Annotated in this window: 26 protein-coding genes; 11 read left to right on the top strand and 15 right to left on the bottom strand. The window is 73.1% G+C overall.

The annotated features are described in order from the left end of the window. Window positions 1–2: 2 nt before the first annotated feature. Window positions 3–1,391 carry a malate synthase A gene (locus tag ACSBPG_RS10910; RefSeq protein WP_435537187.1) on the top strand — a complete coding sequence of 463 codons (1,389 nt, stop codon included), beginning with the start codon at window positions 3–5 and terminating at the stop codon, window positions 1,389–1,391. Window positions 1,392–1,412: 21 nt separating this feature from the next. On the opposite strand, the gene ACSBPG_RS10905 is transcribed toward ACSBPG_RS10910, so the two are convergent. The 11 genes from ACSBPG_RS10905 to ACSBPG_RS10855 form a co-directional block, all read right to left on the bottom strand. Further along, window positions 1,413–2,039 carry an AAA family ATPase gene (locus ACSBPG_RS10905; protein ID WP_435537186.1) on the bottom strand — a complete coding sequence of 209 codons (627 nt, stop codon included), beginning with the start codon at window positions 2,037–2,039 and terminating at the stop codon, window positions 1,413–1,415. A gap of 12 nt (window positions 2,040–2,051) precedes the next feature. After that, complete coding sequence (locus ACSBPG_RS10900; RefSeq protein WP_435537185.1) at window positions 2,052–3,659, bottom strand: CHAD domain-containing protein; 1,608 nt, start codon at window positions 3,657–3,659, stop codon at window positions 2,052–2,054. 189 nt (window positions 3,660–3,848) lie between these two features. Then, window positions 3,849–4,919: a class I SAM-dependent methyltransferase gene (locus ACSBPG_RS10895; protein WP_435537184.1), complete on the bottom strand. Its 1,071-nt coding sequence runs from the start codon at window positions 4,917–4,919 to the stop codon at window positions 3,849–3,851. A 72-nt stretch (window positions 4,920–4,991) separates the two neighbouring features. Then, window positions 4,992–5,345, bottom strand: a complete 354-nt coding sequence (locus ACSBPG_RS10890) for a 5-carboxymethyl-2-hydroxymuconate Delta-isomerase (RefSeq protein WP_435537183.1) — start codon at window positions 5,343–5,345, stop codon at window positions 4,992–4,994. Between the two features lie 24 nt (window positions 5,346–5,369). Next, window positions 5,370–6,833, bottom strand: coding sequence for a glutamine synthetase family protein (locus ACSBPG_RS10885; RefSeq protein ID WP_435537182.1), 1,464 nt, complete (start codon window positions 6,831–6,833; stop codon window positions 5,370–5,372). A 119-nt stretch (window positions 6,834–6,952) separates the two neighbouring features. Further along, window positions 6,953–8,269: a Rieske 2Fe-2S domain-containing protein gene (locus ACSBPG_RS10880; RefSeq protein WP_435537181.1), complete on the bottom strand. Its 1,317-nt coding sequence runs from the start codon at window positions 8,267–8,269 to the stop codon at window positions 6,953–6,955. 68 nt (window positions 8,270–8,337) lie between these two features. Then, window positions 8,338–9,591, bottom strand: coding sequence for an NAD(P)/FAD-dependent oxidoreductase (locus ACSBPG_RS10875; protein ID WP_435537180.1), 1,254 nt, complete (start codon window positions 9,589–9,591; stop codon window positions 8,338–8,340). Continuing rightward, window positions 9,588–9,920, bottom strand: coding sequence for a 2Fe-2S iron-sulfur cluster-binding protein (locus ACSBPG_RS10870; RefSeq protein WP_435537179.1), 333 nt, complete (start codon window positions 9,918–9,920; stop codon window positions 9,588–9,590). Before ACSBPG_RS10870 ends, ACSBPG_RS10875 begins: the two co-directional genes overlap by 4 nt. 23 nt (window positions 9,921–9,943) lie before the next feature. Next, a complete protein-coding gene (locus tag ACSBPG_RS10865; protein ID WP_435537178.1) occupies window positions 9,944–11,260 on the bottom strand; it encodes a TRAP transporter large permease in 1,317 nt (438 codons plus the stop codon). 3 nt (window positions 11,261–11,263) lie between these two features. After that, window positions 11,264–11,755 (bottom strand): TRAP transporter small permease, encoded by a 492-nt coding sequence (locus ACSBPG_RS10860; protein ID WP_435537177.1) that lies wholly within the window; start codon window positions 11,753–11,755, stop codon window positions 11,264–11,266. An 18-nt stretch (window positions 11,756–11,773) separates the two neighbouring features. Beyond that, window positions 11,774–12,811, bottom strand: a complete 1,038-nt coding sequence (locus ACSBPG_RS10855) for a TRAP transporter substrate-binding protein (RefSeq protein ID WP_435537176.1) — start codon at window positions 12,809–12,811, stop codon at window positions 11,774–11,776. Between the two features lie 154 nt (window positions 12,812–12,965). On the opposite strand from ACSBPG_RS10855, the gene ACSBPG_RS10850 reads away from it, so the two are divergent. From ACSBPG_RS10850 to phhA, 9 genes are all read left to right on the top strand, one after another. Continuing rightward, window positions 12,966–13,733, top strand: a complete 768-nt coding sequence (locus tag ACSBPG_RS10850; protein WP_435537175.1) for an IclR family transcriptional regulator — start codon at window positions 12,966–12,968, stop codon at window positions 13,731–13,733. 142 nt (window positions 13,734–13,875) lie between these two features. Beyond that, on the top strand, window positions 13,876–15,072 hold the full coding sequence (locus tag ACSBPG_RS10845) for a phosphoglycerate kinase (RefSeq protein ID WP_435537174.1): 1,197 nt from the start codon (window positions 13,876–13,878) through the stop codon (window positions 15,070–15,072). A 154-nt stretch (window positions 15,073–15,226) separates the two neighbouring features. Continuing rightward, window positions 15,227–15,469 (top strand): hypothetical protein, encoded by a 243-nt coding sequence (locus tag ACSBPG_RS10840; RefSeq protein ID WP_435537173.1) that lies wholly within the window; start codon window positions 15,227–15,229, stop codon window positions 15,467–15,469. Between the two features lie 82 nt (window positions 15,470–15,551). Next, entirely contained in the window at window positions 15,552–16,268 is a 717-nt protein-coding gene (pyrF, locus tag ACSBPG_RS10835) for an orotidine-5'-phosphate decarboxylase (protein WP_435537172.1), read from the top strand. Further along, the gene (locus ACSBPG_RS10830) at window positions 16,265–16,909 is read left to right on the top strand and encodes a phosphoribosylanthranilate isomerase (RefSeq protein WP_435537171.1); all 645 of its coding nucleotides are present in this window, start codon (window positions 16,265–16,267) and stop codon (window positions 16,907–16,909) included. Before pyrF ends, ACSBPG_RS10830 begins: the two co-directional genes overlap by 4 nt. Then, on the top strand, window positions 16,906–17,400 hold the full coding sequence (locus ACSBPG_RS10825) for a DUF2165 family protein (RefSeq protein ID WP_435537170.1): 495 nt from the start codon (window positions 16,906–16,908) through the stop codon (window positions 17,398–17,400). Before ACSBPG_RS10830 ends, ACSBPG_RS10825 begins: the two co-directional genes overlap by 4 nt. Before the next feature lie 145 nt (window positions 17,401–17,545). Then, the gene (locus tag ACSBPG_RS10820; RefSeq protein WP_435537169.1) at window positions 17,546–18,451 is read left to right on the top strand and encodes a diguanylate cyclase; all 906 of its coding nucleotides are present in this window, start codon (window positions 17,546–17,548) and stop codon (window positions 18,449–18,451) included. Window positions 18,452–18,527: 76 nt separating this feature from the next. Further along, the gene (gene upp / locus ACSBPG_RS10815) at window positions 18,528–19,178 is read left to right on the top strand and encodes a uracil phosphoribosyltransferase (protein WP_435537168.1); all 651 of its coding nucleotides are present in this window, start codon (window positions 18,528–18,530) and stop codon (window positions 19,176–19,178) included. Window positions 19,179–19,269: 91 nt separating this feature from the next. Beyond that, entirely contained in the window at window positions 19,270–20,127 is an 858-nt protein-coding gene (gene phhA, locus ACSBPG_RS10810; protein ID WP_435537167.1) for a phenylalanine 4-monooxygenase, read from the top strand. Between the two features lie 172 nt (window positions 20,128–20,299). Here phhA and ACSBPG_RS10805 read toward each other — a convergent pair whose 3' ends face one another. From ACSBPG_RS10805 to ACSBPG_RS10795, 3 genes are read right to left on the bottom strand one after another with little or no spacing between them, the layout of a single operon-like run. After that, window positions 20,300–20,935, bottom strand: coding sequence for a hypothetical protein (locus tag ACSBPG_RS10805; RefSeq protein ID WP_435537166.1), 636 nt, complete (start codon window positions 20,933–20,935; stop codon window positions 20,300–20,302). A gap of 23 nt (window positions 20,936–20,958) precedes the next feature. Further along, window positions 20,959–22,257 carry a DUF2336 domain-containing protein gene (locus ACSBPG_RS10800; protein ID WP_435537165.1) on the bottom strand — a complete coding sequence of 433 codons (1,299 nt, stop codon included), beginning with the start codon at window positions 22,255–22,257 and terminating at the stop codon, window positions 20,959–20,961. Continuing rightward, window positions 22,254–23,948 (bottom strand): sensor domain-containing diguanylate cyclase, encoded by a 1,695-nt coding sequence (locus tag ACSBPG_RS10795; protein ID WP_435537164.1) that lies wholly within the window; start codon window positions 23,946–23,948, stop codon window positions 22,254–22,256. The genes ACSBPG_RS10800 and ACSBPG_RS10795 overlap by 4 nt, the downstream gene beginning before the upstream one ends. Before the next feature lie 126 nt (window positions 23,949–24,074). Here ACSBPG_RS10795 and ACSBPG_RS10790 point away from each other — a divergent pair, with 126 nt between their 5' ends. Then, window positions 24,075–24,749 carry a pyrimidine 5'-nucleotidase gene (locus ACSBPG_RS10790; protein WP_435537163.1) on the top strand — a complete coding sequence of 225 codons (675 nt, stop codon included), beginning with the start codon at window positions 24,075–24,077 and terminating at the stop codon, window positions 24,747–24,749. 7 nt (window positions 24,750–24,756) lie between these two features. Here the strand turns inward: ACSBPG_RS10790 and ACSBPG_RS10785 are convergent, their stop codons facing one another. After that, window positions 24,757–25,581 (bottom strand): VOC family protein, encoded by an 825-nt coding sequence (locus tag ACSBPG_RS10785; protein ID WP_435537162.1) that lies wholly within the window; start codon window positions 25,579–25,581, stop codon window positions 24,757–24,759. Window positions 25,582–25,653 lie beyond the last annotated feature (72 nt).

Below are 25,653 nucleotides of genomic sequence, written 5' to 3'. Positions count from 1 at the left end.
CGATGGCGACCATGATTTCCGGGCTCGAGGTCCGCGGGCCGGTGCGGCCGGGCGACGAACGCCTTCTGACGCCCGACGCGATGGCCCTCCTGGCCGAGCTGGAAGGGCGCTTCGGGCCGGAGCGGCAGCGCCTCATGGAGGTGCGCCGGAGGCGCCAGGCGCTGGTCGACGCCGGCGAGCGACCCGGCGTCCTGCCCGAGACCCGGGCGGTGCGCGAGGCCGACTGGACCGTCGCCACCCCGCCCCACCGCCTGCCGGACGGCCCGGTCGCGGTCGTCGGCCCGGCCGGGCGCGCGGCGATCGGCGCCGCGCTCGACACCGGCGCCCGGGTGGTGGTGGCCGACGTCGAGGACGGGACGGTGCCGACCTGGGCCAACCTGCTGGACGGCCAGGCCGACCTGCGCGACGCGGTGCGCCGGACGACCGCCCTCCCCGCCCCCGCCGTGCTGGCGCTGCGCCCGCGCGGCTGGCCGCGCGAGGAGGGCCACGTGCGCATGGACGGCGTGCCGGTGTCCGCGGCGCTGTTCGACGTCGCCCTCCACCTCGCCGACGACGCGCACCGGCTGCTGGAGCGGGGCGCCGGCCCCTGCCTCTGGCTGCCGAAGCTGGAGAGCCACTTCGAGGCGCGCCTGTGGAACGAGGCGCTGACGGTGGCCGAGGAGTACCTGCGGCTGCCCCACGGCGCCATCCGGACGATCGTGGCCGTCGAGACGATCCACGCCGCCTTCGAGCTGGACGAGATCCTCTACGAGCTGCGCGACCGCGCCGCCGGCCTGACCTGCGGGCACCGGAACCGCATCGTCAGCTTCATCAAGACGTTCGGCAACGACCCCGCCGCCGTCCTGCCGGACCTCGCCGCGGTGACCGGGGCGAGCCCGTTCCTGCGCTCCTGCGCCGTCCTGGCGGTGCGCACCGCACACCGCCGCGGGGTGCCGGTCACCGGCGCCGCCGCGGCCGACGGCGGTGACGGCGCGGTCGCCGCGGCCGATCCGCTGGCCGTCCCCGACGGCCCGCGCAGCGACGCCGGGCTGCGCCAAGCCGTCGCCGTCGGCCTCGGCCGCCTCGAGGCGTGGCTGCGCGGGGTCGGCGCGGTGGATCTGTTCGACCGGACGGAGGACACCGCCAGCGCCGAGGTCAGCCGCGCCCTCGTCTGGCAGTGGCTGCGTCACGGCGCGCTCCTCGACGACGGGAGCCCGGTGACCCGGGGGCTGGTCGAGCGGACCGTCGCCGAGGAGCTGACGGCGTGGCGGCAGCGGGTCGGCGACGCCGCGGCCGACGCCGGCCGCTGGGACGACGCGGCGGCGCTGTTCCTCCGTCTGGCGACGGCGCCGGCGTTCGAGGAGGTCCCGGCGCCGGCCGGTGACGACCGGCCGGCCGGCCGCGAGGCGTGAACGGCAAACCGCGGCCGCGTCCTACGTGTTCTCGTCGATGTAGGCCAGCAGGGCGTCCCAGTCGCCGCGGTGCTCGGCCGCCCGCTTGCCCGTCAGGTCGAACAGGCTGAGGCCGCCGGCCGCCGCCTCGGCGTAGATCTGGCTGTCGCGCAGGCGCGCCACCACGGCGTGGCCGAGGCCGCCGAGGAAGACGTCGAGGCGCTCCGACGCCCGGGTGCGCGCCTTCATGCGGTTGCCCACCACCGCCACCGCCTTCTTGTTCTTGGCGATCGGCTTCAGCTCCTCCAGCTTCTTGAGGAAGCGCTGGGTGGCCTGCTCGTCGAAGGCGCCGGGCAGCACCGGCAGGACGACGATGTCGGCCATCCGCACCAGTTCCTCCACCTGCTTGGCCTTCAGCGCCGCCGGCGCGTCGATGACGAGGCGCTGGGTGCCGCGCGGCGGGTCGCCGAACGCCTTGGCCCAGTCCAGGCCGACCAGGGCCCCGGCGGTGGCCGGGCGGCGCTCCACCCAGCCGAGCGACGAGCGCTGGCGGTCGAGGTCGGCCAGCACGGTGGCGTGCCCGGCGCACGCGTAGGCCGCGGCGAGGTGGGTGGCGATGGTGGTCTTGCCACACCCGCCCTTGATGTTGGCGACGAGGATTGTGCGCATGGTCCGAAGAGGTTACGCCGTCCGGGGCGGCCTTGACCAGAAGGGTTTCGCCGCGGCGAAGCCCTCCCAGGATCGCTGGAGGTGGGGTTCGAGGGCGGTGATGCCGCGGGCGTGCCAGCCGATGACGAGGCCGGCGGCCCGCGCCTCGCCGGGTGCCACGGGGCTGCCGTCCTCGTGCAGCCCGTGCATCAGCCGGGTCGCCGTCGCCACGTCGTTCAGGTGGCCCAGGGAGTCCTGGAAGGCCGACAGCTCCTGGGTGTAGCGCCGCGCCGCCTTGTCGTCGTAGAGGGTGCGGAAGAACTCGGTGGCGTAGCGCAGCTTCTTCAGCGCGATGCGCAGCTGGTGGCGCTCGTCGACCGACAGGTCCTCGAAGCCGCGGCCGGCCTTGCGGGCCTTGCGGTGGCGCTTGGCCAGCAGCTCGTCGGCGAGGTCGACCACCGGGCGGAACAGCCGGGCCGACCGTTCGCTGACCGGCTGGGCGCGCCAGCCCTGGGATTCCAGCCACGCCGCCAGGCGGAGCTGGAAGGCGGAGTAGCGGTCGGACAGGATCGCCTCGCGCACCCCGGCGTAGGCCGTCTCCCGCTTCGCCCGCACCGCCGCCTCCAGCACGTCGAGGTCGGCGAGGAGCGGCTGGCCGTGGCCGTTCGCGTCGGCGAAGCCGTCGCGCACCGGGGCGAACAGCTCGGTCAGGAAGACGTCCCAGTCGCGGGCCGGGCCGAGCACCGAGCCCAGCCACTTCACCTCGCCCACCAGCCAGTCGTACTGGTCGGCCGGCAGGAACGGCCGGAACAGCGCCAGCGCCGAGCGCAGGCGGCGCAGCGCCACCCGCATCTGGTGCACCCCCTCGGGATCGTCGCCGCGCAGGGTGCACGCCTCGTTGACGGCGACGTGGTTGAGGCAGCTGCGCACGATGCGGCCCAGCGCCCCCTCGACCGTGACCTCGCGGTCGAGCTCCACCTTCTCCGCCTTCACCGGCCCGTCCGCCGTGCCGTCGGCCAGGGCGAAGCCGCGCGCCGCCTTGGTGCGCGTCTCCAGCCGCAGCGGCGCCACCTTGGCCAGCTCGCCCGCCAGCTCGAACAGGACGGCGCTGTCGCCGCCCTTCAGCTCCAGCTCCACCTCGGCCACCGCCAGGGACGGGCCGCCGGGCACGCGGATCTCGCCCTCGTCGAAGGCGACCTCGACCCGCGCCGGCGATCCGCCCGCGCCGTTCAGCACGCGCGCGGTGCGCCGGATGTGCGCCTCGAACACCGGGACCAGCGCCGCCGGGTCGATGCCCTCCAGCTGCGCCAGCGCCTCGCCGTCGACGAAGCGCGACAGGTCGAGGCCGGGGCCGTCGACCGGCACCTCCCACTCGCCGCGGGTCAGCCCCGATTCGGGCGACGGCGCCGACTTCACGGTCTGCACGTAGGCGTCGCCCTGCTTGCGCACGCGCAGGCTCACCCGGCGCTTCGACAGGGCGCGGTCGGGCGTGTCGAAATAGACGCTCTCCAGCGCCTGGGTCGTGGCCCGGCCGCGGCCGCGGCCGGACAGGGCCGGAGCGCGGCGCAACGCCTCCAGGTCCCCCGGGCGGACGCTCAGCTTGAGTTCGGTTTCGCGGTTGGTGTCGGCTTGGTCGGTCATGATGGTTCCGGTCGGCGCCCTGAAACGATGTCTCGTGGGAAGGGAATGCGGTCACCGGGTCTGCGGTTCCGCCGGCCGACGTCTGTGGTGGGCGCCGGAGGGCAGCCGGCGCGCAAGGAATGTTTCAGTAATATGACAGTTATGTTACAGCCCTGATCGCGGCGAGGATTTCGCCGACGGACGATTCCATCACGAAGCGCCGGTCTTGGCAAGAACGATCACTTTCGACAGAAAGGCCAGCTCGCACGACCGCACCGTCAGGCCGGCCGCGGCGAACAGCGCCGGCAGGTCGCCGGCCGCGTAGTCCGCGAAGTAGGGCTCGTGGAAGGCCAGCGGGAACAGGCGCAGCAGCCCGTCCATGGCCGGGTCGTCGCCGGTCTGCAGGCTGTCGACGAAGACGGCGATGCCGTCGGGCTTGAGGACGCGGGCGATCTCCGCCGCCACCGCGGCGCGCACCCGGCGCGGCAGCTCGTGGAACAGGTAGACGCAGGTCACCACGTCCTGGCTGGAATCGGGCAGCGGCATGGCCTCGGCCAGGGCCTGCACCACCCGGGTGCTGCGCGCCCACGGCGCCAGCCGGCGCCGCGCCTCGGCCAGATAGGCGTGCGAGAGGTCCAGCGCGGTGGCGTCCAGGCGCGGATGGTTGTCCTTTACGAAGGTGAGGAAGCGCCCCGTGCCGGCGGCCACGTCGAGCAGCCGGCAGTCGGCCTGCCGGCGCTCCCTCAGGTGCTGGTGGATCGGCACCAGGGCCTGGCGGCGCATGGCGTCGGCGCCGCCGCCGAACAGCACCTCGACCTGATGGTCGTAGAGGCGCGCACTCTCGGCCGAGAGATAGCCGTCGGTCTGGAAATGGAAGTTCTGGCGGTAGTAGGCCGGCAGCCGCTCCGACCCCGGCGGCGGCGCCGCGCGCACCTCGCGGCCGATCCGGCCGCGCCGGCGCCGCGCCACCGCCGGCAGGTCGGCGAAGAAGGCGGCCGCGTCGGCCAGCACCCGGCGCGGCCCCGGCAGCAGGTCGTGGGGCATGCGGTAATAGCCCGCCTCGATGTTGGCGAGGTCGCGCGCCAGCAGCGCCCGCAGCCCCCGGAGGATGGCGCCGCGGTCGGGCACCGTGACGCCGGCCGGCCGGCGGGCGGCCGGCAGCGCCGGCCCGCTGAGCCGTGCCGCCAGCGCGTACTGCCCGAAGAACCACGCCACCCGCGCCGCCTGCCCGGCGGTGTAGGCGATCCGCCCGGCCGGGCCGAGCCAGTTCGAGTCCGTCATGACCATCAAGATGGTGCGGCCGAGCCGGCCCTCAATCGCCACCTTCAGGCGCCGGCCTTCAGGCGCCGGCCCTCAATCGCCGGACGGCAGCAGCCGCTTCTTGTAGGCCACGGGGTTCATGTCGCGGACGTCGACGCTGATGCTGGTGACGTCCGGCAGGATGCCCGCCAGCGCCGCCCGCAGGCGCACGGCGAGGTCCTCCTTCTGGGCGTCGCTGCGGCCCTCCAGCAGGAAGGCGCCGACGTGCAGGAACGTCTCGCCGGGGCGGGGCAGCCGGTAATGGTCGAAGGGGATCGCCCGGATCTTGATGTCGTCCGGGTTCATGATGCCGCTGCCGGCGGCGGCGTGGAACACCGTCTCCATCACCGCCGCCGGGTCGGCCATGGCTTCCACCGGCCGGGCGTACTCGATCACGAAATGGGGCATGGCGCGCGCTCCTGGAACGGCCGATCAGAACAGGGAGAAATACTCGCGCTCCTCCCACTCCGACACGGTGGTGAGGTAGCGCTGCCACTCCGCCCGCTTGATGGTCGCGAGGTAGTCGACGAAGGTGTCGCCCAGCACCCGCCGGTAGAAGCCGCCGCCCTGGAAGGCGTCGAGCGCCTCGACCAGGCTGCGCGGCAGCACCTCGGCGTCGCTGTCGTAGGGGCGTTCCACCGGCGGCGGCGGCTCCAGGCCGCGCTCGAGGCCGTCGAGGCCGCTGAGGACCTGGGAGGCGAAGTAGAGATAGGGGTTGGCCGCCGGCTCGCCGATCCGGTTCTCGATGCGGCTGCCGGCGTCGCCGGCGCCGGCCAGCGAGCGGATCATGGCGCCGCGGTTGTCGCGGCCCCACTGGATGCGGTCGGGCGCCAGGGTGAAGGGACGGTAGCGCTTGTAGCCGTTGATGGTGGGCGTCGACAGCAGGCAGCTCTCCCGGGCGTGCGCCAGGATGCCGGCGATCCAGCGCCGCCCCACCGCGGAGATCGGCTCGTCGCCGTCGGGCATGAACAGGTTGGCGCCGCTCCCGGCGTCGACCAGGGACTGGTGCAGGTGCCAGCCGCTCGCCATGGAGTCGGGGAAGCGCGGCCGGCACATGAAGGTGGCGTGCAGCCCGGCGCGCCGGCACACCTGCTTCACCATGGAGCGGAACAGCACCATGTTGTCGGCCTGCGCCATGCCGTCGGCGGGGTCGAAGGTGACCTCGCACTGGCTCGGCCCGAACTCCGCCTCCAGCGAGCGCAGCGGCAGGCCGAGGCCGAGGCCGTTGCGGCGCACCAGGGTGAACACGTCCTCCAGCCGGTCGAAGCGCTCCTCGGTCAGGTACTGGAAGCCGTGGGAGAGCAGTTCGGTGTCGGGCGGCGCCTCGGGCTGGCCGGAATCGGCGACGCCGAGGCGCGGGTCGGTGACGCGCAGGACGTGGAACTCCACCTCCAGCCCGGCGACGAAGCGCCGGCCCGTCGCCTCCAGCCGCGCCAGGGCGTCGCGCAGGATGGTGCGGGTGGACAGGGCGACCGGCCGGCCGTCGATGTGGTAGAGGTCGGCCAGCATCCAGCCGCTCTCCGGCGACCACGGCAGCACCTTGAAGGTGGTGGGATCGGGCACCATCAGCAGGTCGCCGGCCCCGGTCATCTCGCCGGCGCCGAAGCCGGCGTCCTCCTGCCAGACCGGGAAGACGGTGCGGTGCGAGGTGTCCTTGAGCAGCAAGGTGGAGGTGATGGTCACCCCGCTGCGGAAGGTCGAGGCCAGCGCGTCGGCCAGCACCGTCTTGCCGCGCAGCACCCCGTGCTGATCGACGAAGGAGATGCGCACCACCTCCAGCTTGCGCTCCTCCACCGTCCGCAGCGCCGCCTCGGCGGCGGCGTGGGCGGCGTCGGACCACAGGGCGTGGCGCGCGACGAAGCCCGAACGGCCGTAGTTACCCGAATCCCTTGCCATGGCGTCCTTCTCGCGGTTCGGTGTCAGGCGAAAAGCAGATGCATCCGACGGGCCACCGGCCCCGACCCTCCCCGGCGCAGCGGGGGGGTCGGGGTGGGGGCACGAAAACCCCAGCAGCCTCAGAGCGCCGCGTCCCAGGGGCAGGCCTGCCGGCGGGCCGCGTCGCGGGTCTCCCAGCTGGCGCTCCAGTCGTCGCTGGGGGCGATGGCGTCCACCGACACCGGACCGCGCACCGCCGCCGCGCCGTCGCCCCGCAGCGGCAGGGCGGCCGGGTCGCCGCCGTTGGCGACGGTGGCGATGGCGGCGCGCAGCATGCGGCGGTAGCGGACGATGGCGGCGTCGGAGGTCGCCAGGTGCTCCATGGTGCGGTCCTGGATCGGCCCCATGGACTCGCACGCCCACTGGTCGTGCACGTTGATGTCGAGCCCCATGCCGGTGTAGGTCAGCGTCTCCTGCTCGCGGCTGTCGAAGCCGTACTCGTTGCGCTTGTTGCGCAGCGGCGCGTAGTCCGGCAGCGTGTGCTCCTTGAGGCGCTGGGCGCGCATGGTCTCCTTGTCGACCGGCCGGTCGAAGCTGGTGAAGAGCGCGTACCAGTAGCAGCGCTCGTCATCGACCGGGACGTGCCACTGGGTGATCGTCATCTCGTTGGACAGCGGGATGGTGATGGCGCAGGGGAACACCTGGTTGGTCACCCGCACGTGGCTGCTGCCGTTGGCGAGGTCGCGCAGCGCGATGATGCGCAGGCCCCACGCGGTCTCCTCGACCTTCAGCTCCGGCCGCGGGAACTCGCGCAGCACCTTGGTCATCGGCATCGCCGTGTCGGCGGCGGTGTCGCGGAACTGGCGGCCGTAGCTGTCCCTGGGGTCCTCGTCCTGCAGGAAGCGGTGCAGGAAGGAGGCGTGCGCCGGGTCGATGCCGACCTCGAGCGCCTGCAGCCAGTTGCATTCCCACAGCCCCTTGAAGGCGAAGACGTGACTCTCCGGGGCCACGAAGCAGTCGAAGGCCGGGAACGCCGGCGGCTCGCCCGGCCCGAGATAGGCCCAGACGATGCCGTTCTTCTCGACGACCGGGTAGGCGGTGGTGCGGACACGCTCGTGCATCTTCGAGCCGGCGGGCTCGGCCGGCTGCTCGGTGCACTGGCCGGTGGCGTCGAAATGCCAGCCGTGGAAGGGGCAGCGCACGCCGCCGTCCTCGACGCGGCCGTAGCACAGGTCGACGCCGCGGTGCGGACAGTGGCGGCCGATCAGGCCCAGCGCGCCGCCGGGCTCGCGGAACAGCGCCAGCCGCTCGCCCAGCAGCGTCACCGGGACGACGGGCCGGCCGCTCCGCAGCTCCTCGCTGAGCGCCGCCGGCATCCAGTAGCGGCGCAGGAGCTCGCCGGCCGGCGTGCCGCGGCCGACCCGCGTGATCTCGTCGTTGCGCTCTTTGCTGATCATCGACGCATCTCCTCAATGCTTATGCTTGTTCGGCGCCTATGCCTGTTCGGCGAGGGCGGCCGGCACCCTCACGCCACGTCCTTCAGGCGCGCCTCGGGATCGGCGGCGGTCGCCTTGGGCAGGCGGGTGCCGGCGCCGACCAGGCGGCGGGCGGCGATGTGGTCGGTCGGCCGGTTGACGGAATCGACGCGGACCAGGCGGTCGCCGCGGTAGTGGAAGAGCGAGAACCGCCCCTCCTCCAGACGGCCGCGGCACACCACGTCGTCGGCGTCCAGGGCGTCGCCGACCATCTGGATCTTGAGGTCGAGCTGGTCCGACCAGAACCAGGGCGCGGCGCGCGGCGGGCGCGGCGCCCCGGCGATGGCGGCGGCCGCGGTCTTGGCCTGGTCCACCGCGTTCTGCACGGATTCCGTGCGGCGCACCGCGCCGGTCAGCGGGTCGGCCCAGGCGGCGCAGTCGCCAGCGGCGAAGACGCCGGGCACGGCGGTGGCGCAGTCGGCGTCCACGGCGATGCCGTCGCCGCCGGGCAGGCCGACGGCGCCGGCGAGGGCCGCCTGCGCGACGGCGCCGATGCCCACCACCACCAGGTCGGCATCCAGCGCCCGCCCGTCGGCGAGGACCACGCGGCGGCGCCCTTCGGCGGCGGGCTCGACCGCGGCGACGCGGGCGGCGAACAGGAAGGCGGTGCCGGCGGCGCGGTGGCGCGCCTCCAGGAAGTCGGACAGCACCGGCGGGAAGAGGCGCGCCAGCACCCGCCCTTCGCTCTCCACCACCGTCACCGCCTTGCCGAGCGCGCGGGCGGTGGCGGCGACCTCCAGGCCGATGAAGCCGGCGCCGACCACCACCACCGCCGACGCCGCCGCCAGGCGGCGGCGCAGGGCGTCGGCGTCGGCGAGCGTGCGGAGCGTCGCCACCGCCGCGTCGTCGCCGCCCGGCACCGGCAGCGGCCGGGCGACGGCGCCGGTCGCCAGGACCAGCCGGTCGCAGTCGATGCGCTCGGGCACCGCGCCCGCCGCACCCGCCGCCGGTTCCACCAGGAGCCGCCGTCCCTCGCCCTCCACTGCCCGCACCCGGGCGCCGGCGATCAGCTCGATGCCCTTGGCGGCGAAGAAGTCGGGGCCGCGCAGGGCGAGCGAGTCGGCGGCCGCGGCGCCGGCGAGATAGGCCTTGGACAGCGGCGGCCGCTGGTAGGGCAGCGCCGTCTCGGCGTGGAGCAGCCGCACCGGCCCGGCGTAGCCCAGCTCGCGCAGGCTGACCGCCGCCTGCACCCCGGCGTGGGAGGCGCCGACGATCGCCACGCCGCCCGCCGTCGCGGCGCTCACGACTGCCGCTCCGGCACCGTGAAGACGGCGCCGGCCAGCCCGGGCACCACCGGGATCTGGCAGCTCAGCCGGCTTTCCGGGCGCCGCTCCGCCGCCGTCTCGCCCAGCATCGCCTCCTCCTGCTCGTCCGGCGGGGCGAGGCGGGCGGCGACGGCGGGATCGGCGTAGAGGTGGCAGGTGGCGCACATGCAGCTGCCGCCGCACTCCGCCTCGACGCCCTCGACGTTGTTGAAGACGGCGGCCTGCATGACGCTCTGGCCGACCGGGGCGTCGACCTCGACGAGCGCGCCGTCGGGCAGCCGGAACGTGATCTTGACCGTCTCGCTCATGGTGCGTCCTTTGGGATCGGGAATCAGCCGCCGCCGAGCAGGCGGGGCAGGAACAGGGAGATCGCGGGGAAGGCGACGAGGATGCAGAGGCGCACCACGTCGGCGAGGACGAAGGGCAGCACCCCCGCCATCACGTCGCCGAGCCTCAGGTCCTCCACCGCCCCCTTGACCACGAAGAGGTTCATGCCGACCGGCGGCGAGATCAGGCCGGTCTCCACCGTCACCACGGCGATGACGCCGAACCAGATCGGATCGAAGCCGCTGGCCATCACGACGGGGAAGAAGATCGGCACCGTCAGCAGGATCATCGCCAGGCTCTCCAGGAAGCAGCCCATGACGAGGTAGAAGACGATGATCGCCGTCATCACCTGCCACGGCGCCAGCCCGTACGCCTTGATCATGTCGACCATGGCGAAGGAGATCTGGCTGACCGACAGCAGGAAGCCGAAGACCTCGGCGCCGATCAGGATGACGAAGATGGTCGCGGTCACCGCCACCGTCTCCACCACCGCCTCGCGGAACCCCTGCCAGGTGAGGCCCCGCCACAGCGCCAGCAGCAGGGCCAGGAAGGCGCCGACCCCGCCCGCCTCGGTGGGGGTGAACAGGCCGCCGTAGAGGCCGCCCATCACCAGGCCGAACAGCAGCGCCACCGGGGCGAACTGGCGCAGCGCCGTCCCCAGGGTGCCGGCGACGTCCTCGGCGGCGGCGCCCGCCGCCACCGCCGGGTCGGGGCGCCAGTGGCGCGCCATGATCATGACGGTGACGAGATAGAGGGAGTAGGCCAGCAGGCCCGGCAGGAACCCGGCGAGGAACATGTCGCCGACCGACGTCTCGGTGATCAGGCCGTAGAGCAGCAGCGCCACCGACGGCGGGATCATGATGCCGAGCGTGCCGCCGGCCGCCAGCGCGCCGGCGGCGAGGCGCGGGTGGTAGCCCTGGCGCCGCATCTCCGGGTAGGCGACGCGGGTCATCGTCGAGGCGGTCGCCAGGGACGAGCCGGACACCGCGGAGAAGGCGGCGCTGCCGGTCACCGCGGCCAGCGCCAGGCCGCCGTTCCAGCCCCGGGTGAAGAAGCGGGCGGCGTCGAACAGGTCCTTGGACAGGCCCGCCCGCGACGCCAGGCTGCCCATCAGGAGGAACAGCGGGATCAGGGTGAAGGAATAGTTGGAGGCGGTCTCGAAGGCGCCGGTCTCGATCACCTGCAAGGCCGGGGCGACGCCGACGATGGCGGCGAAGCCGCCGGCGCCGACGAGGATCATCGACAGCCCGACGGGGCAGCCGACGGCAAGCAGCGCCAGCACGGCGGCGATGCCGATCAACCCGATCGTCAATGGCTCCAAGGATCAGACTCCCGTGGGCTTCGCCGGCTGGAACCGCCTGAGTGCCAGCCACACGCCGGTGGCGGCGAGCCCGAGGCAGAACAGCGTCAGCGTCCCGTAGATGAGGTAGAGCGGCACCTCCAGATCCTGGGTGGCGTCGCCGCGCGCGGCCATCGTCAGCGTCTTCTCGCCGAACAGCCAGGCGAGGATCCCGCCGAAGGCGGCCAGCGCCAGGTCCCAGGTCCTTTCCAGGGCCCGGCGCAGCCACCCCGGCAGGGCGCCGACCAGCAGGTCGACGCTGACCAGCCCGCCGAGCGCCGCCCGCGGCAGCGCCGCGAACACCAGGATGAGCAGGAAATAGCTCGCCAGCTCGATGGCACCGGGGACGATCAGGTTGATCTCTCCCCCGGTGGCGTCGAACAGGGCGCGCGCCGCCACGCTCTCGACGACGACGGCGAGCATCGCCACCGTCGCCGCGAACGCGATCCCGTCAAAGAGCCGGATCACGCGTTCCATGGAGCGGCCCGCCCTTCGTCAGAGCTCGGCCTTGCAGTCGGCCACGTAGCCCTTGACCTTCTCGTAGGTCGCGGTGCCCGGCAGCCCCTGGGCGTCCAGCTTGTCGAGGTAGGCCTTGGCGGCGCGGGCGGCGGCGGCCTCCCAGGCCGGGCGCTCGGCCTCGCTCAGGGTGTGGATCTGCCCGCCGGTCTCCTTGATCTTGGCGATGCCGTCCTTGTCGCCCTCGTCGTAGCCGCGCCCGGCGACGACCGCCCACTTCATGCCGGAGTTGTCGTCGATGACCTTCTTCAGGTCGGCCGGCAGGGCCTCGTACTTCGCCTTGTTCATGGTGACGACGAAGGCCAGGGAGTAGAAGCCGAAGTCGGTGTGCTGGCTGCCCACCTCGTAGGTGCGGAAGCTCTCGACCGACTCCCACGGCAGCATGTAGCCGTCGATGGCGCCGCGCTGCATCGCCTCGTAGGTGGCGGGGGCGGGCATGCCGACGGGCTCCGCGCCGAGCTGGCTCAGCAGCTCGCCGACCACGTCGGTCGGGCGGCGGATCTTCAGGCCCTTCAGGTCGTCCAGCGTGGTGACGGCCTTGTCCTTGGTGTGCAGGTGCCCGGGTCCGTGGGTGTGGACGTAGAGGACGTGGGTCTCCTTGTACTCCCCGTCCAGGGCGCCGCTGTCGTACAGCTTCTGGAACGCGCAGGAGCCGACGGCGCCCGTCTCGAACAGGCCGGGCAGCTCGACGATCTGGCTCAAGGGAAAGCGGTTGGCCGTGTAGCCCTGGACCGTCCAGGCGATGTCGGTGATGCCGGTCTTGGCGTTGTCGTATCCCGCCGGCGCCTTGCCCAGGGTCTGGGCGGGGAACACGGTGACGCCGATGCGCCCGCCGGACTCCGCCGCGACCGCCTTGGCCCAGGCGTCGAACATCTTCTCGTGCTGCCAGCTTCCCTGCGGCATGAAGTGGGCGTAGCGCAGATTGACGTCCGCGGCGTTCGCGGGGACGACGCAGGACATGCAGATGGCGCTGCCGACGATGGCGGCGGCCGTGAAAGCCTTCGATGCGGTCATCATAACCCTGTTCCCTTTTTTTGGTTGCTCGCCGGAAATCTGTTGTTTGCCAGCCTCGCGTGAGCGATTATCGATCAATGGAGCTATTATCGCTCACATGCCCGATTATAGGAGTCGGGAAAGGGCTTTCGTCAAGCGCCATGTTGGAACGATTCTGATGAACACCCCCCTCTCGGATAAGGATATTTCGCTGACCTTCGCCAAGGGGCTGGAGGTCGTGGAGGCGTTCGGCCAGGGCGAGCCGGCGATGACCATTCCCGACATCGCCCGCCGCACCGGCATCAACCGCACGGTGGCGCGCCGCCTGGTGCTGACCCTGGAGCATCTGGGATATCTGGAGTGCCGCAACCGCGTCTACACGCTGACCCCGCGGGTGCTGCGGCTGGCCGCCGGCTTCCTGCAGGGGCGGCAGGTCGGCAAGGCCATCGTGCCGATCCTCAACGGCTACTCGGCCAAGCTCGGCGAGGCGATCTCCTTCGCCATGCTCGACGGCCACGAGGCGGTGTACGTCGCCCATTCGCCGGGCGAGCCGCACATGATCACGCTCGGCTTCACCATGGGCACCCGCCTGCCGCTCCTGCCGACCGGGCTGGGGCGGGCGCTGCTGGCCTTCGCCCCGCCGGAGACGCGCGAGCGGCTGCTCGCCGAGGCGCCGCTGCAGCCCTACACGCGCACGACCAAGCGGTCGCTCGAGGCGGTGCGGCGCGACCTGGCGGAGACCGCGGAGCGCGGCTACGCCTACGTCGAGGGCGAGTTCGAGGAGGGGGTGTCGTCGCTCGCCGTGCCGGTCCTGCGCGGCGGCACGGAGCTGGTCGGCGCGCTCGGCGTGGTCGGGCCGAGTCCGCGCTTCGCCGACGAGGGGGCGCGGCGCCTGCGCGTCGCCGCGCTCGGTGACTGCGCCCACGCCGTGGCCGCCGCGGTGTGACGCCACCCGGCCGGTGCGGGCGTCCCCACCCCCTTCGGGCAGGGTCCGCCGCCGCCGCCGGGCTGCGACCCGGCGGCCGTTGCAAAGCGGCGCCTCCTGTGCTTCGGTGCCGCGAAACTCGACCCTCTGGGAGTTCGCGGCCATGCCTGATTTCAACACCATCGACGACCTCGACGTGAACGGCAAGACGGTGCTGGTGCGCGCCGACCTCAACGTCCCCGTCAAGGACGGCCAGGTCAGCGACACCACCCGCATCGACCGCCTCGCCCCCACCCTGACCGAGCTGGCCGCCAAGGGCGCCAAGGTGGCGATCCTGTCGCACTTCGGCCGGCCCAAGGGCGGTCCCGACGAGAAGAACTCCCTGCGCCAGGTGCTGCCGGCCCTGTCCAAGGCGGTCGGCCAGCCGGTCGCCTTCGCCGAGGACTGCGTCGGCCCGGCCGCCAAGGCCGCCGTCGACGCCCTGCAGCCGGGCGGCATGCTGCTCCTGGAGAACACCCGCTTCCACGCCGAGGAGGAGAAGAACGACCCGGCCTTCGCCACGGCGATGGCCGCGTTGGGCGACCTCTACGTCAACGACGCCTTCTCCGCCGCCCACCGGGCGCACGCCTCCACCGAGGGTGTGGCGCACCACCTGCCGGCCGCCGCCGGCCGGCTGATGCAGGCCGAGCTGGAGGCGCTGGGCAAGGCGCTGGAGAAGCCGGAGCGGCCGGTCTGCGCCGTCGTCGGCGGCGCCAAGATCTCCACCAAGCTCGACCTGCTGGGCAATCTGGTGAAGAAGGTCGACATGCTCGTGCTGGGCGGCGGCATGGCCAACACCTTCCTCTACGCCCAGGGCACCGACGTCGGCGCCTCGCTGTGCGAGAAGGACATGGCCGACCAGGCCCGCGCCATCATGGACACCGCCAAGGCGTCGGGGTGCGAGCTGCTGCTGCCGGTCGACTTCATGGTCGCCAAGGAGTTCAAGGCCGGTGCCGCCAGCCGCGACGTCGCCGCCGACGCCATCGGCGCCGACGAGATGGCGCTGGACGTCGGCCCCAAGACCGTGGAGTTCCTGACCCTGAAGATCCAGGGCGCCAAGACGGTGGTGTGGAACGGCCCGCTCGGCGCCTTCGAGATCGCCCCCTTCGACGCCGGCACCAACGCGGTCGCCGGGGTCGTCGCCAAGCGCACCCAGGACGGCCAGCTCCTGTCGGTGGCCGGCGGCGGCGACACCGTGGCGGCGCTCGGCCAGGCCGGTGTGGAGTCCGCCTTCACCTACGTGTCCGCCGCCGGCGGCGCCTTCCTCGAATGGCTGGAAGGCAAGACCCTGCCGGGCGTCGCGGCACTCGCGAAGAAGTAGCCGGGGACGGCGGTGCGGGAGGGGGCGGGCGTACCCCTTCCGCACCGCCCCTACCCGGCGGGAGTCCCATGGCCTACCGCGCCTGCGCGCGGGCACTCCGAGCGATCGGGGAGTACGTTTGTTTACAACCTCCACCAAATGCCCGGCATCCCCGATGCACCAGATCGCCCCCGTCCTGGCACCGCCGCCCGTCATGTCCGACCGGGCCGCCGGCCCGCGTCGCGCTCCCGGTGCCGACCTCCGCACCATCCTCCTGAACCAGCCGGAGCCGCAGGTGGAGTCCTTGCGCGGCGTCCGTCTCGTCCTGGCGTGGCTGGCGATGCTGGCCGCCTCCTGGCTGGTCGCCGTGGTCCTGGGGTACGGCCTGTTCGCCCTGCTGCGCGCGCTGGCGGAGTAGCCGCCCCCCTTGGAGGCCGCCTCTGGAGACGGCCGCGGAATGCTGCTAGGGTCCCGGGCGACACGCACCCCGAGGGACCAGCATGACCGCAGCGGCTTCGCCCATCTTCTGCGCCGTCGACACCACCGATCCCGCCGCCGCCCGCGGCCTCGCCGGCGCCGTCGCCGGGCTGGTCGGCGGCATCAAGCTGGGCCTCGAGTTCTTCATGGCCAACGGGCCGGACGGCGTGCACGCGGTGATCGGCGCCGGCGGGCCGCCCCTGTTCCTCGACCTCAAGCTGCACGACATCCCCAACACGGTGGCCGGCGCGGTGCGGGCCGTGCTGCCCCTGGCGCCGACCTTCCTCACCGTCCACGCCTCCGGCGGCCCGGCCATGCTGCGCGCCGCCGTCGAGGCCGCCGCCGCGGCCGGCCCGGCGCGTCCGAAGCTGCTCGGGGTCACGGTGCTGACCAGCCTCGACGACGGCGACCTCGCGGCGGTCGGCCAGGCCGCCCCGGCCGGCGCCCAGGTGGAGCGGCTGGCCCGGCTGGCCCGGGAGTGCGGCCTCGACGGCGTGATCTGCGCGCCGGGCGAGGTGGCGGCGCTGCGCCGCGCCTGCGGCCCCGGCTTCGTGCTGATGGTGCCCGGCATCCGCCCGGCCTGGGCGGAGGCGGGCGACCAGAAGCGGGTCATGACGCCGGCCGAGGCGCTGGCCGCCGGCGCCGACCATCTGGTGATCGGCCGGCCGATCACCGGCCAGCCCGACCCGGCGCAAGCGGCGCGGCGCATCGCCGCCGAGATCGCGGAGGGCGCGCCATGAGCGTCCAGGCCAAGATCTGCGGCATCACCGAGCCGGACGCCCTGCGCGCCGCCGTGGAGGGGGGTGCCCGCTGGATCGGCTTCGTCTTCTACGCCCCCTCGCCGCGCTCGATCGCCCCGGCGATGGCGGCGGAGCTGGCGCGGCTGGTGCCGACCGGGGTGCGCACGGTGGGCCTGTTCGTCGACGCCGACGACGAGTTCCTGGAGCACGTCGTGGGCCAGGTGCCCTTTGACCTGCTGCAGCTGCACGGCGGCGAGACGCCGGACCGCGTGGCGGCGGTGAAGGCGGCCTTCCGCATCCCGGTGATGAAGGCGATCAAGGTGGGCGCCCCGGAGGACCTGGAGCGCGCCATGGGCTACGCCGCGGCGGCGGACTGGCTGCTGTTCGATGCCAAGCCGCCGGCCCGGGTGGCCGCCCTGCCCGGCGGCAACGGCATCGCCTTCGACTGGACCCTGCTGCACGGGCGCACCTGGCCCAGGCCCTGGATGCTGTCGGGCGGCCTCACCGGCGACAACCTCGCCGCGGCGGTGCGCGAGACCGGGGCGACGGCGGTCGACGTCTCCTCCGGCGTCGAGGACCGGCCGGGCCACAAGGACCCCGCCCGGGTGCGCGCCTTCCTCGACCGGGCACGGTCGCTGTGAGCGCGCGGCTGTCGCGCCTCGCCCTGCTGGCGGGGGTGGCCCTGTTCTTCACCCTGGTGGCGCTCGGCAACGTCACCGACTACGGCTCCAACTTCGCCTTCGTGCAGCACGTCCTGATGATGGACACCACCTTCCGCAGCCCCAACCTGATGTGGCGGGCGATCGACGCGCCGGCGCTGCACCACGCCGCCTACCTCCTCATCATCGCCTGGCAGATCCTGACGGCGGTCCTGTGCTGGTGGGGAGTGGCGCGGCTGTGGCGGGTGCGGCGGCTGGAGGCGTCCATCGTCGAGCGCGAGAAGCGCGTCGGCATCGCCGGCCTGACCGCCGGCTTCCTGCTCTATGCCGTCGGCTTCGTCGCGGTGGGCGGCGAATGGTTCGCCATGTGGCAGTCGTCGACCTGGAACGGCCAGGGCAGCGCGGCGATCTTCTTCACCCTGATCGGCATCGCCCTGCTCCATCTCTGCGGCGCGGAACGGGACGGTGGCTGACGGGGGCACCCCGCCGGTGACCGTCGGGCGGCCCCCGGACGGCCACGGGTGCCCCTTCGGCTGAACCCGCCCGGCCGCATGGCGGTGCCGCGCGGTCCGGTATAGGATGCGGCCACGCCGCCGCCCGCACGCCCCATGGAGGCCCATGAGCGAGTCCGACAGCCCCCAGTCCTGCGTCGAAGGGCTCGGCCTGGTGCTCGACGAGCACCTGCGCTGGGTCGGGCAGTGGCACCGCGCCGCCTTCTACCGCCGCGGCCGCGGCGGCGACCACGCCGCGGCCCCGGCCGCCTTCGCCCGCTGGTGCGCCGCCGTGCGCAAGGAGGACCTCACCCACCAGCCGGCGATCGAGAAGCTCGTCACCGTGCACGAGCAGATGCACCGCCAGGCCCGGCTGGTGCTGCTGAAGGCCGCCAACGGCGAACCGCCCAGCGAGGCCGAATACGAATCCGTGATCGGCCGCTTCGAGGAGTTCGCCAAGCTGCTGCGCCGCATGGAACGGGCCTTCGGCGCCGCCGCCTCGGGCCTCGACCCGCTGACCGGCCTGCGCTCGCGCCGCGGCATGCAGGAGGCGCTGGAGCGCGAGATGAACCGCTTCCGTCGCACCGGCCAGCCCTTCTGCCTCGCCCTGTGCGACATCGACCGCTTCAAGTCGGTCAACGACACCTACGGGCACGACGTCGGCGACCGCGTGCTCGCCGCCATGGCCGCCGTCGTCAGCCGCAGCATCCGCAGCTTCGACGAGGCCTTCCGCATGGGCGGCGAGGAGTTCCTGGTGTGCCTGAAGGAGACCGTGCTGGAGGACGGCTGGCAGGTCGTCGAACGCCTGCGCGCCGACCTCATGGCGACGCCGATCGTCCTGCCCGACGGCCGCGTCCTCCGGATCACCGCCTCGTTCGGCCTGGTCGAGTCCGGTCCCGACACCGCCGTCGACGACCTCGTGGTGCGGGCGGACCGGGCGCTCTACCACGCCAAGAACAGCGGGCGGAACCGGGTGGTGCGCTACGGCCTCGACATGCCGGACGCCGGCGCCGCCGCGACCTCCCCGGCCTGACCCCGCAACGCCGACTACCGCCGGCCGGCCGGGCACGCTAGGATCGGCGAGGCACCGGACGCGACACGGGGATCTGATGCGCACCCATCCCGACTTTCCCAACCTCTTCATCCTCGACCACCCGCTGATCCAGCACAAGCTGACCCTGATGCGGGACAAGCAGCGCTCGACCAGCGGCTTCCGCAACCTGCTGCGCGAGATCTCGCTGCTCATGGGCTACGAGATCACCCGCGACCTGCCGATGACCACCGAGCGCATCGAGACCCCGCTGGAGGCGATGGACGCGCCGATGCTGGCCGGCAAGAAGCTCGCCATCGTGCCGGTGCTGCGGGCCGGCCTCGGCATGGCCCAGGGCCTGCACGAGCTGGTGCCGTCGGCGCGCGAGGGGCACATCGGCCTCTACCGCGACCCGCAGACCCACATGCCGGTGGAGTATCTGGTCAAGCTGCCGGAGGCGGAGGGGCGCCTGTTCATCGTCGTCGACCCGATGCTGGCCACCGGCAACTCGGCGGTGCACGCCTGCGACGTGCTGAACCGCCACGGCGTCGACGACGACAACATCCGCTTCCTCGCCCTGGTCGCCGTGCCCGAGGGCATGCGGGTGTTCGCCGCGGCCCACCCCCGCATCAAGGTCTTCACGGCCTCCCTGGACAGCCACCTCGACGACCACGACTACATCGTCCCCGGCCTCGGCGACGCCGGCGACCGCATGTTCGGCACGAAATAGGCACCCCGCCGGGGCGTCCTCCCCCGCCACCCGCGACCGGTTGCTGCCGTCTCCGTCCACCCCATAGTTATGGAAAAGGAGGAGACGAACCATGGTCGCTCAGGCACCGCCGGGGACCCGTCCCGACTACACCATCGACCAGGACTGGGAGTCCTACACCGAACAGGACCACGCCACGTGGCGCACCCTGTTCCGCCGCCAGGAGGAGATCCTGAAGGGGCGCGCCGCGCCGGAGTTCCTCGACGCCATGCGGGACCTCGCCATGGCGGCGGACCGCATCCCCGACTTCGGCCGGCTCACCGCCCTGCTGGAGCCGGCGACCGGCTGGCGGATCGTCGCCGTGCCCGGGCTGGTGCCCGGCGACATCTTCTTCGAGCACCTCGCCAACCGCCGCTTCCCGGTCACCGTCTGGATCCGCCGGCCGGAGCAGATGGACTATCTGGAGGAGCCGGACCTCTTCCACGACACCTTCGGCCACGTGCCGCTGCTGATGAACCCGGTCTTCGCCGACTTCATGCACGCCTACGGCCGCGCCGGACAGGAGGCGACGCGGCTGGGCTGCCTCGACTTCCTCGGCCGGCTCTACTGGTACACGGTGGAGTTCGGGCTGATCCGCAGCGGCGGCAGCCTGCGCATCTACGGCGCCGGCATCGTCTCGTCCAAGGGCGAGTCGATCTGGAGCCTCGAGGACGCCTCGCCGCACCGCATCGGCTTCGACCTCGACCGGGTGATGCGCACCCTCTACCGCATCGACGACTACCAGGAGACCTACTTCGTCATCGACGACTACGACGCGCTGTTCGCCGCCCTGAAGCAGGACCTGCGGCCCGTCTACGACCGGCTGAAGCGCCAGCCGGTGCTCGACCCCGGCACGGTGCTGCCGGACGACACGGTGTTCCAGCGCGGCACCGGCCGCTACCACCGCGCCAAGCGGGCGGCGGCGGAGTGACGCGGCGGGGTGGTCGCGGCGGGGGCGTCGCGGCGGAGTGGTTGCGGCGGTCCCCCACCCAACCCTCCCCCACTTTCGCGGGGGAGGGCTCATTCCTCCCCCCGCGAAGTGGGGGGAGACTAGGAGGGGGGTCCGCCGCGACGCCCCCGCCGCACCCCCTCAGCGCACCCCCTCAGCGCACCGCCGTCGGCGTCCGGCGGGCGGCCAGCTTGTCCAGCAGGTCGGTGATGAACACCTCGTCGGTCTTGCCGGCCAGCGCCGCCAGGCTCTGCAGCATGGCGCCGCCGAACTTCAGCACACCGGTGAGGTCGATGCGCCACTGCCCGCCCTCGCGCACGAAGTCGGCGGGCACCGGGGAAGGCTTGTTCTTCACCAGCAGCAGCGCCGAGGCGCGGTCGCCGCGCACCCGGACGGGACCCAGCGCGCTCTGGGCGATGACGTTGGGGCCGAGCCAGCCCTTGGCCAGCGCGTGGTCGGCGATGTCCGCCGCCTTCATCCGCCGCAGCTCGGCCGGGCTGAGATAGCGGCGCAGGCCGAGTGCGGCGAACTTCTCCGCCGGGCCCAGCTTGGCCAGGCTGGCGCGGTCGCCGGCGCGCGCGGCGCGGCGCACGTCCTCCAGCGCCGCCGCGCTGTCGCGCGACAGCAGCGGCAGCACCGCCGCACCGCGCCCCTCGGCCAGCGCGGCGCGCGCCTTGTCGAAGACGGCGGCGACCGCCCGCTCCTCGGGCGACGGTTCGGGGGCCGGGGCGGCGGCCGCCGCCGGGAAGGCGAGGACGACGAGGACGAGAAGCAGGGAAAGAAGGCGCATCGCTGACCGTTCCGCGTGGCGGCTCATTTCGCCGGGGATTCGACGCCGAAGAACTCCAGCTGCCAGTGCATGTCGTCTTCGGACAACGGGTAGTGAACACCGTCGCGGGCGTTCAGTGCCGCCTTGGGCGAAATCTGCGCCAGCCGCAGCTGCACCTGGCGGGCGAAGCGCATGGACAGGCCGGTCCGCCAGACCAGCGCCGTCACCGCCCGCGGCGCGTGGGTGGCGACGATGCGGTCGACGGTGGCGGCGGGGACGCCGGCGAGTTCGCCCAGCGCCGCCAGGACGAAGGCGCGGTCGCCTTCCAGCATCGCCCCCTCCAGCAGCTTCTCCGTCAGCTTGCCCTCCTTGTGGAGGCGGGCGGCGCGCTCGCCGGGGCGCTCCGGCGTCTCGCCCTTGTCCTCGCCGGCCCAGAGGTCGACGGGCCCGCCGGCGTGGTTGCCGCCGGCCATCCCCTTGCCCACCCGCTCGCGCACCGCGTCGGCCAGCTTCTGCGCCGCCGCCGGGTCGAGGTCGGTGCGCTCCTGCAGCGCCTTCAGCAGGTTGTCGGCGACGAAGCTGGCCAGCCGCACCACGACGCGGGCCGGCAGCCGCGGGCGGCGGACCAGCGGGGCGTGCCAGGGCTCGTGCCGGGGCGCCTCGTCGACGATGCGGTCGAGCGTCTCCTCGCGGATCTGCGCCGAGGGGTTGGCGAGCAGCGCCGCCACCGCCGCCTCGTCGTCGGAGCGGGCGATGGCGTCGGCCACCGACGCCGACACCTCGCCCCGGCCGGCGATCGCCGACAGAGCGCCGGCCACCGGCCCCGACAGGATGATGTCGAGCAGGTCCTCCTCGGTGAGGATCGGCGAGTGCCGCAGCACCGGCCCGCAGACCTGGAGCTCGACGTCGCGGGCCAGCGCGTTGATCACCGCGTGCGGCGCGTTGGGCAGGTCCTTCAGGGCCTCGGCGAGGATGCCGCGGACCGCCGAGGCCTGGTCGCGCGCGAGCGTCTCCAGGCACTCCATGGTCATGCGCCCGATCTGCGAGAGCTGGCTGGCCGGCAGGTCGGGCACCAGCCGGGCGATCTTGCCCGCCAGCGCGCCGCGGACCGATTCCTCGCGGTCCTTGGCCAGCAGCAGGTCGGCCTGGCGCGGCGTGCCGGCGTTGGTGGCCAGCGCCCGGCGCACCTCGGCCGCCGTGTCGGCGGCGAGGAAGTAGAGCAGCTCCGGGCGGGCCTCGGGATGCTCGGCGACGCGGCGGCGCACCTCGGGGTCGGTGCTGCGCACCATCTCCTTGGCGGCTTCGTAGTCGCTGGGGTCCAGGGTGGGGGAGCGCGGTGTCACGGGGCGGTCTCCGGCACGGCGGCGTGATCGGCCGCGACGGTGTAGGAACCCTTGCCGCGGGCCTTGGCGGCGTACATGGCGGCGTCGGCCCGGGCGGTCAGCTCCTGCACGGTCTCGCCGCGGCCGGGCCAGTGGACGGCGATGCCGATGGACAGGCCCAGCGGCTTGTCCGGGCCGGCCGAGAGGTGGCGCAGCTCGGCGACGCCGGCCAGCAGGCGGTCGGCCACGGCGCGGGCGCGGTCGGCGTCGGTGCGGCCGAGCCACAGCACGAACTCGTCGCCGCCGAGCCGCCCCGGCAGGTCGCCCGGGCGCACGCCGGTGGTCAGCAGGGTGCCGATCGCCTTGAGCACCTGGTCGCCCTGCTGGTGGCCGTGCAGGTCGTTGACCGCCTTGAAGTTGTCGAGGTCGACGTAGAGCAGGCTCGACGGCCCCGTGTCGGGGCGGCCGAGCTGCTCCTCCAGCCGCTCGAAGAAGGTGCGGCGGTTGAACAGGCCGGTCAGCCCGTCCCGCTCCGACAGGCGGTGCAGCCGCTCCTGGTAGGCGAGGTGGGCGTGGACGATGCCGATGTGGTCGGCGACGCCGGCGATGAGCTGGGCGTCCTCGTCGTCCCAGGGGTCGGCGTCGTCGCCGCGCCACACCAGGACGGCGCCGTTGACCGCGCGCTGGTGTTCGGTGCGGCAGGCCAGCAGCCGGTTGCCGCCGAGCGTCGCCACCACCGGCTCGGGCGCCGCCATCACCCGCGCCAGGGTCTCGCCGAGGGCGGCGTGCTCCAGCTCGGCCGGGATCTCGCCGGCGAAGTCGGTGACCGGCAGCGGCGCGCCGGCCTCGCCGACCCGCAGGATGCGGCAGCCGTCGGCGCCGAGCGCCCGCGCCGTCTCGGTCGCCGCCACCCCCAGCGCCTCGGCGGCGTCGAGGCGGTTGCGCAGGGTGTGGACGAGGTGGCCCAGCATCTTCTCGCGGTTGCGCACGCGGGCCAGCTCGGCGGCACGCACCACCTGCTCCGTGACGTCGCGGCACACGCCGCGCGCCCCGCCCCACTGCCCGTCCGCGCCGTACAGCGGCAGCGCCGAGGCGACGACGCAGGCGGCGGCGCCGTCGGCGCGCTTCAGCCACAGCTCGCTCTGGTCGACCGGCCGGCGGGTGTCGAAGGGCAGCGGCAGGTCGCCCCACTCCTCCACCGCCAGCTCCCGCGGGTCGCGGCCGATCAGCGCCTCGGCCTCGTAGCCGAGCGCGCCCTTCGGCGTGACGAAGACGAACCGCCCGTCGGCGCCGGTCTCCCAGGCGAAGTCGCTGGACACCTCGACCAGGTCCTTGTAGCGCCGCCGCGACTCGGAGAGGGTCTGGCGGAGCTGGCGCTCCAGGGTGGCGTCGCGGCCGAACAGCAGGGTGGTCCCGTCGGGCAGCGGCGAGGCCGCCCACTCGACGATCATGACGCCGCGCGCCGCCTCGACCGGCGTCGACCGCAGGCCCGGGGCGACGCTGGCCCCGCCCAGCCACGACCGCACCTCGTCCAGCCAGTGGGGATCCTCGTCCAGCAGCCGCTCGGCGGCGGCGTTGGCGGCGGCCAGCGCGCGGTCGGCGCCCAGCCAGAGCGCCGGGCCGGGGAAGGCGGCGAGAACGGCGCGCGGGTCCGCGCCGGCGGCGGGGCGCGGGGGCGGTTCGGTATCCACGGACGCGTACGGCGGCTGCATGATCGGCGGAACACCCATCAAAGGCTGACCCGGTCGGGCGCGGCCGGGCGGCCGGCGACCGACGCGACGGGCGCGGAACCGCGAATCGGCCTTGCCCGACCGGACGCGCTCCCCCATTGTCTCGGCATGACCGTCGCCCTTCCCGACGTCGAGGTGTGGATCTTCGACCTCGACAATACTCTTTACCCGGCCTCCTGTAACCTGTTCGCGCAGGTCGACCGGCGCATCGGCACATTCATCGCCGAGCGCTTCGGGATTCCCTTTGAGGAGGCGCGGACGATGCAGAAGCGATTCTTCCGCGAACACGGAACGACGTTGCGCGGACTCATGGTTGAGCACGACGTCGACCCCGTGCCCTTCCTCGACTACGTCCACGCCATCGACATCACGCCGGTGCCGCCCAGCCCGCGGCTCGACCGCGCGCTCGACCGGCTGAAGGGGCGCAAGATCGTCTACACCAACGGCTCGGTCCGGCACGCCGCCAACGTCACCGAACGCCTCGGCATCAGCCGCCATTTCGACGCCGTGTTCGACATCGTCGAGGCCGGCTACGTGCCGAAGCCCGACCCCCGCCCCTACCGCGACCTTGTGGCGCGCCACGGCATCGACCCGGCGCGCGCCTGCATGGTCGAGGACATCGCCCGCAACCTGGCGCCGGCCCACGCCATGGGCATGACCACGGTGTGGGTGAAGACCGAGGCGGACTGGGCGCGGCCGGACCGCGGCGGCGTCGGAACCGGCGACCACATCGACCACGAGGTCGAGGATCTCGTGGATTGGCTGGAGCGGGTGGCCGGATAGGCACCGATCACCGGGCTGCGCGTTCCTCGATCAGGTCCCACCGGTTGCCGAAAGCGTCGCGGAACACCGCCACTCTCCCATAGGGTTCCACACGCGGGGATTCGAGGAACTCCACTCCGGCCGCGGACAGCCGTTCGAAGTCGCGGCCGAAGTCGTCGGTCCGCAGGAACAGGAAGACGCGTCCGCCGGCCTGTGCGCCAATGGCGGCGTGCTGCTCGGGCGTTGCCGCCTTGGCCAGCAGCAGCGCCGTTTCCGTGGCGCCGGGTGGGGCCACCCGCACCCAGCGCTTGTCGCGGGTGATTGGCGTGTCCTCCAGCAGCGAAAAGCCGAGCGTGCCAACGAAATATGCGATCGCCGCGTCGTAGTCGGGCACCACCAGAGCAACCAAGGCGATCGACCGCTTCACGTCAGCTCCTCTGCCCCGATGATCGCCGCCTCCGCGCCGCAACCGGTTGCGCCGGCGGAATCCAGGGCGGTAGACGCAAAAAATGGCGAGAAGGTCTCGACCTTCTCGCCATCTTCCGGGCATCTCCGGGAAACCGGTCAGGTTGCCCAATAGGTCGGCACCCTTGAGGGCGCTCGATTTGGTGACGTTCCTCCCCAACTCGGGCCTTGACGACGCAAGCGTCACTGTCGACGGCAATAGTCCAGATAATCGGCATGCGATGCAAGCGGAATCGCCATGGCCGCCGCTGATTTTCAGAAGAAGCCGGAAAGCGGCGGCGGCGAATTCGGCAGCGATACGGGAGTATGCTCTTTTCGACGGACCCGGCCCGAAAGTAATGCTGCGCCGCAGCAAGTGGTTTTCAGTCGCTTTCTTTGCCGCGACCATCCGGCGACTCGGCGACAACTCGTATGGTAGTAGGCCGCAGCCGCGCCGCTGGCCGGTTGACAACGCGCGCTC

Source organism: Azospirillum sp. ST 5-10, from assembly GCF_051225715.1.
In the GTDB taxonomy this organism is placed as follows: Bacteria; Pseudomonadota; Alphaproteobacteria; order Azospirillales; family Azospirillaceae; genus Azospirillum.
Note: the sequence above shows the minus strand (reverse complement) of the source record. Positions and strands in the feature narration are given on the sequence as shown.

Coding starts and splice junctions, on each gene's coding strand:
- ACSBPG_RS10795 (WP_435537164.1), bottom strand. CDS start 23,948: ATGCAGCCGCCGTACGCGTCCGTGGATACCGAACCGCCCCCGCGCCCC.
- ACSBPG_RS10890 (WP_435537183.1), bottom strand. CDS start 5,345: ATGCCCCATTTCGTGATCGAGTACGCCCGGCCGGTGGAAGCCATGGCC.
- phhA (WP_435537167.1), top strand. CDS start 19,270: ATGGTCGCTCAGGCACCGCCGGGGACCCGTCCCGACTACACCATCGAC.
- ACSBPG_RS10855 (WP_435537176.1), bottom strand. CDS start 12,811: ATGATGACCGCATCGAAGGCTTTCACGGCCGCCGCCATCGTCGGCAGC.
- ACSBPG_RS10885 (WP_435537182.1), bottom strand. CDS start 6,833: ATGGCAAGGGATTCGGGTAACTACGGCCGTTCGGGCTTCGTCGCGCGC.
- ACSBPG_RS10905 (WP_435537186.1), bottom strand. CDS start 2,039: ATGCGCACAATCCTCGTCGCCAACATCAAGGGCGGGTGTGGCAAGACC.
- ACSBPG_RS10895 (WP_435537184.1), bottom strand. CDS start 4,919: ATGACGGACTCGAACTGGCTCGGCCCGGCCGGGCGGATCGCCTACACC.
- ACSBPG_RS10785 (WP_435537162.1), bottom strand. CDS start 25,581: ATGGTCGCGGCAAAGAAAGCGACTGAAAACCACTTGCTGCGGCGCAGC.
- ACSBPG_RS10870 (WP_435537179.1), bottom strand. CDS start 9,920: ATGAGCGAGACGGTCAAGATCACGTTCCGGCTGCCCGACGGCGCGCTC.
- ACSBPG_RS10805 (WP_435537166.1), bottom strand. CDS start 20,935: ATGCGCCTTCTTTCCCTGCTTCTCGTCCTCGTCGTCCTCGCCTTCCCG.
- ACSBPG_RS10860 (WP_435537177.1), bottom strand. CDS start 11,755: ATGGAACGCGTGATCCGGCTCTTTGACGGGATCGCGTTCGCGGCGACG.
- ACSBPG_RS10830 (WP_435537171.1), top strand. CDS start 16,265: ATGAGCGTCCAGGCCAAGATCTGCGGCATCACCGAGCCGGACGCCCTG.
- ACSBPG_RS10880 (WP_435537181.1), bottom strand. CDS start 8,269: ATGATCAGCAAAGAGCGCAACGACGAGATCACGCGGGTCGGCCGCGGC.
- upp (WP_435537168.1), top strand. CDS start 18,528: ATGCGCACCCATCCCGACTTTCCCAACCTCTTCATCCTCGACCACCCG.
- pyrF (WP_435537172.1), top strand. CDS start 15,552: ATGACCGCAGCGGCTTCGCCCATCTTCTGCGCCGTCGACACCACCGAT.
- ACSBPG_RS10845 (WP_435537174.1), top strand. CDS start 13,876: ATGCCTGATTTCAACACCATCGACGACCTCGACGTGAACGGCAAGACG.
- ACSBPG_RS10820 (WP_435537169.1), top strand. CDS start 17,546: ATGAGCGAGTCCGACAGCCCCCAGTCCTGCGTCGAAGGGCTCGGCCTG.
- ACSBPG_RS10910 (WP_435537187.1), top strand. CDS start 3: ATGGCGACCATGATTTCCGGGCTCGAGGTCCGCGGGCCGGTGCGGCCG.
- ACSBPG_RS10850 (WP_435537175.1), top strand. CDS start 12,966: ATGAACACCCCCCTCTCGGATAAGGATATTTCGCTGACCTTCGCCAAG.
- ACSBPG_RS10790 (WP_435537163.1), top strand. CDS start 24,075: ATGACCGTCGCCCTTCCCGACGTCGAGGTGTGGATCTTCGACCTCGAC.
- ACSBPG_RS10900 (WP_435537185.1), bottom strand. CDS start 3,659: ATGACCGACCAAGCCGACACCAACCGCGAAACCGAACTCAAGCTGAGC.
- ACSBPG_RS10840 (WP_435537173.1), top strand. CDS start 15,227: ATGCACCAGATCGCCCCCGTCCTGGCACCGCCGCCCGTCATGTCCGAC.